The sequence below is a fragment of the Kluyvera sp. genome (assembly GCF_965301105.1).
Genome location: NZ_CBDKZX010000158.1, coordinates 1 through 3,920, shown reverse-complemented (window position 1 = coordinate 3,920; position 3,920 = coordinate 1). Strand labels below are relative to the sequence as shown.

Sequence of the window (3,920 nt, the reverse complement as noted above, 5' to 3'; positions counted from 1 at the left end):
GAACGGACACATCAGGTCGATAACTTTGATACCGGTTTCCAGCAGTTCCTGAGAGCTGGACAGCTCTTCGTAGGAAGGTGCAGCGCGGTGGATAGCCCAACGCTCTTCTTCACCGATGTCGCCTTTCATGTCTACCGGGTGACCCAGTACGTTCATGATACGACCCAGTGTTGCTTTACCTACCGGAACTTCGATCGGGTGCTCGAGGTCTTTAACTTCCAGACCGCGACGCAGACCGTCGGAGGAACCCATGGCGATGGTACGCACGATACCGCCACCGAGCTGCTGCTGAACTTCCAGCACCAGCACTTCATTACCATTCTGTACCTCAAGGGCTTCGTACACGCGCGGTACGGCATCCTGAGGGAATTCGACGTCAACTACGGCGCCGATTACCTGGACAATCTTTCCAGTAGCCATCTTAAATCCTCTACGAAATAACCTGGTTAAACCGCGGCGGCCCCCGAGACGATCTCGGTGAGTTCCTGAGTAATGCTGGCCTGACGAGCTTTGTTGTATACCAACTGCAGCTCTTTAATCAGGCTGCCGCCATTGTCGGTCGCGGCTTTCATCGCCACCATACGTGCGGCCTGCTCGCTGGCCAGGTTTTCTACCACGCCCTGATAGACCTGAGATTCGACATAACGACGCAGGAGGGTATCCAGCAGCGCTTTCGGATCGGGTTCGTACAGGTAATCCCAGGTTTTACGTTTCAGATCATCATCTTCTGAAGCCGGTAACGGCAGCAGCTGGGTGATCGTCGGCACCTGAGACATGGTGTTAATAAATTTGTTGCTGACAATATAAAGCTTGTCCAGACGACCTTCGTCGTAGGCCTGCAACATCACTTTTACCGGACCGATCAGTTCGGACAGGGCAGGTTTATCGCCCATACCGGTAACCTGAGCGACAATGTTGCCACCTACGGAATTAAAGAAGGACACACCTTTAGAGCCGATCATTGCGAGGTCGCACTGAACGCCTTTTTCGGTCCATGCCTTCATATCCGCCAGCAGTTTCTTGAACAGGTTAATGTTCAAGCCACCGCACAGACCACGGTCGGTAGACACCACCAGGTAGCCCACGCGCTTAACGTCGCGTTCTTCCAGGTACGGGTGCTTATATTCCAGATTACCGTTCGCAAGGTGACCAATCACTTTGCGCATGGTATCTGCATAAGGACGGCTGGCCGCCATGCGATCCTGCGATTTACGCATTTTGGAAGCGGCGACCATCTCCATCGCTTTAGTGATCTTTTGCGTGTTCTGGACGCTTGCGATCTTACTACGTATCTCTTTTGCGCCGGCCATGAGCTTCTCCTCAATGCCTTGCGGCCTGCCCTAAGGCAAGCCGCCAGACGTTACCAGGATTGGGTTGCTTTGAAGGAATCGAGGATGCCTTTCAGCTTGCCTTCGATTTCGTCGTTATAGCCACCGGACTGGTTGATCTCTTGCATCAACGGAGCGTGATCACGGTCGACGTAAGCCAGCAGAGCGGCTTCGAAGCTACCGATTTTCGCCAGTTCTACATCCGCCAGATAACCACGTTCTGCCGCGAACAGAACCAGAGACTGCTGCGCGACGGACATCGGCGCATACTGTTTCTGTTTCAGCAGTTCGGTCACTTTCTGACCGTGGTCCAGCTGCTTACGGGTTGCATCGTCAAGGTCGGATGCAAACTGGGAGAACGCTGCCAGTTCACGATACTGTGCCAGAGCGGTACGGATACCACCGGACAGTTTCTTCATGATCTTGGTCTGAGCTGCACCACCAACACGGGATACGGAGATACCCGGGTTAACCGCAGGACGAATACCGGCGTTGAACAGGTTGGTTTCCAGGAAGATCTGACCATCGGTAATGGAAATTACGTTGGTCGGAACGAATGCGGAAACGTCACCAGCCTGCGTTTCGATAATCGGCAGCGCGGTCAGAGAACCGGTTTTCCCTTTCACTTCACCTTTGGTGAAGGCTTCAACGTATTCGGCGTTAACACGCGCAGCACGCTCCAGCAGACGAGAGTGGAGGTAGAATACGTCGCCCGGGAATGCTTCACGTCCTGGTGGACGGCGCAGCAGCAGGGAGATCTGACGGTATGCGACAGCCTGTTTAGACAGGTCATCATAAATGATCAGCGCATCTTCGCCGCGGTCGCGGAAGTATTCGCCCATTGCGCAACCGGCATACGGTGCCAGGTATTGCAGTGCAGCAGATTCAGACGCGGTTGCCACAACAACGATGGTGTTAGCCAGCGCGCCGTGTTCTTCCAGTTTACGTACCACGTTAGAAATGGTGGACGCTTTCTGGCCGATAGCCACGTAGACGCACTTGATGCCGGAATCACGTTGGTTGATGATGGCGTCGATTGCCAGCGCGGTTTTACCGGTCTGGCGGTCGCCGATGATCAGTTCACGCTGACCACGACCGATTGGGATCATGGCATCAACGGATTTATAACCGGTCTGAACCGGCTGATCGACGGACTGACGTTCGATTACGCCCGGTGCGATAGCTTCAACGGCGGAGAAGCCGTCGTTGTCCAGCGCGCCTTTACCATCGATTGGTGCACCCAGAGTGTTAACCACACGGCCCAGCAGGCCACGGCCAACCGGAACTTCCAGGATACGGCCAGTACACTTCACCTTCATGCCTTCGGCGAGGTCAGCGTACGGACCCATTACCACCGCACCTACGGAGTCGCGCTCCAGGTTCAGTGCGATAGCGTAACGGTTACCCGGCAGGGAAATCATCTCACCCTGCATACAATCGGCCAGGCCGTGGATGCGGATAACACCGTCACTTACAGAAACAATAGTACCTTCGTTGTGAGCTTCACTCACAACATTGAACTGAGCAATGCGCTGCTTGATCAGTTCGCTGATTTCGGTGGAATTCAGTTGCATGCTCCAGTCCCCTTAAGACTGCAAGACGTCTGCAAGGCGCTCAAGACGGCCGCGTACGCTGCCATCAATGACCATATCACCCGCACGGATGATAACGCCTGCCATTACAGACTTATCGATTTTGCAATTCAGCTTAACTTTGCGTGACAGACGCTTTTCCATCGCGGCGGTGATTTTCGCGAGCTGCTCTTCACTCAACGCATTAGCGGAAATGACTTCTACCTCAGAGGTAGCTTCACTCGCGGCGCGCAGGTGTACAAACTGCTCAAGAACATCAGGGAGCACTTTAAGACGACCGTTTTCAGCCATCACCTTAATCAGGTTCTGACCGTTTTCGTCCAGTTGCTCACCGCATACTGCGATAAACGACGTAGAGAGCGTTTCCGGCGCCAGTGCGCCAGACAGAAGCTCTGCCATTTGTTCGTTCTTCGTCACTTCGGCGGCAAACGCCAGCATGTCCTGCCAGCGATCTACGCTTTTGTGTTCGACGGCAAAGTCAAAAGCTGCTTTGGCGTAGGGGCGAGCTACCGTAACAAATTCAGACATCAGCCCCTCCCTCCTTACAGTTCAGCGACAAGTTTATCCACGATGTCGCTGTTAGCAGCTTCATCCACGGAACGTTCGATGATCTTCTCGGCGCCAGCAACAGCCAGGATAGCGACTTGCTTACGCAGTTCTTCGCGAGCACGTTTACGCTCGGCGTCGATTTCTGCCTGAGCCTGTGCCACGATTTTAGTACGTTCCTGCTCTGCTTCAGCTTTGGCTTCGTCCAGGATCTGGGAGCGACGTTTGTTCGCCTGCTCGATGATAACCTGGGCTTCCGCTTTTGCTTTTTTCAGCTGGTCGGTCGCATTGGCCTGTGCAAGGTCCAAATCCTTTTTAGCTCGTTCTGCAGAAGAAAGACCGTCAGCAATCTCTTTTTGACGTTTTTCGATGGCAGCCATTAACGGCGGCCATACGTATTTCATGCAGAACAGAACGAACAGGACAAACGCGATGGCCTGGCCGAGGATTGTTG

Annotated in this window: 4 protein-coding genes and 1 pseudogene; all 5 read right to left on the bottom strand. The window is 53.9% G+C overall.

Features of this window, described 5'->3' with window-relative positions:
* Positions 1 to 420 (bottom strand): annotated as a pseudogene (locus tag ACW14G_RS22565) (F0F1 ATP synthase subunit beta); the annotation flags it as partial.
* A gap of 26 nt (positions 421 to 446) precedes the next feature.
* On the bottom strand, positions 447 to 1,310 hold the full coding sequence (gene atpG, locus ACW14G_RS22560; RefSeq protein WP_455648836.1) for a F0F1 ATP synthase subunit gamma: 864 nt from the start codon (positions 1,308 to 1,310) through the stop codon (positions 447 to 449).
* A 50-nt stretch (positions 1,311 to 1,360) separates the two neighbouring features.
* On the bottom strand, positions 1,361 to 2,902 hold the full coding sequence (gene atpA, locus ACW14G_RS22555) for a F0F1 ATP synthase subunit alpha (RefSeq protein WP_455648835.1): 1,542 nt from the start codon (positions 2,900 to 2,902) through the stop codon (positions 1,361 to 1,363).
* Between the two features lie 12 nt (positions 2,903 to 2,914).
* Positions 2,915 to 3,448 (bottom strand): F0F1 ATP synthase subunit delta, encoded by a 534-nt coding sequence (atpH, locus tag ACW14G_RS22550; RefSeq protein WP_064540592.1) that lies wholly within the window; start codon positions 3,446 to 3,448, stop codon positions 2,915 to 2,917.
* Between the two features lie 14 nt (positions 3,449 to 3,462).
* On the bottom strand, positions 3,463 to 3,920 hold a 458-nt coding region (gene atpF / locus ACW14G_RS22545), incomplete at its 5' end, for a F0F1 ATP synthase subunit B (protein ID WP_455648834.1).

Excerpts from the sequence above, each read along its gene's own strand:
- atpG (WP_455648836.1), bottom strand. The coding sequence starts at position 1,310 with ATGGCCGGCGCAAAAGAGATACGTAGTAAGATCGCAAGCGTCCAGAAC.
- atpH (WP_064540592.1), bottom strand. The coding sequence starts at position 3,448 with ATGTCTGAATTTGTTACGGTAGCTCGCCCCTACGCCAAAGCAGCTTTT.
- atpA (WP_455648835.1), bottom strand. The coding sequence starts at position 2,902 with ATGCAACTGAATTCCACCGAAATCAGCGAACTGATCAAGCAGCGCATT.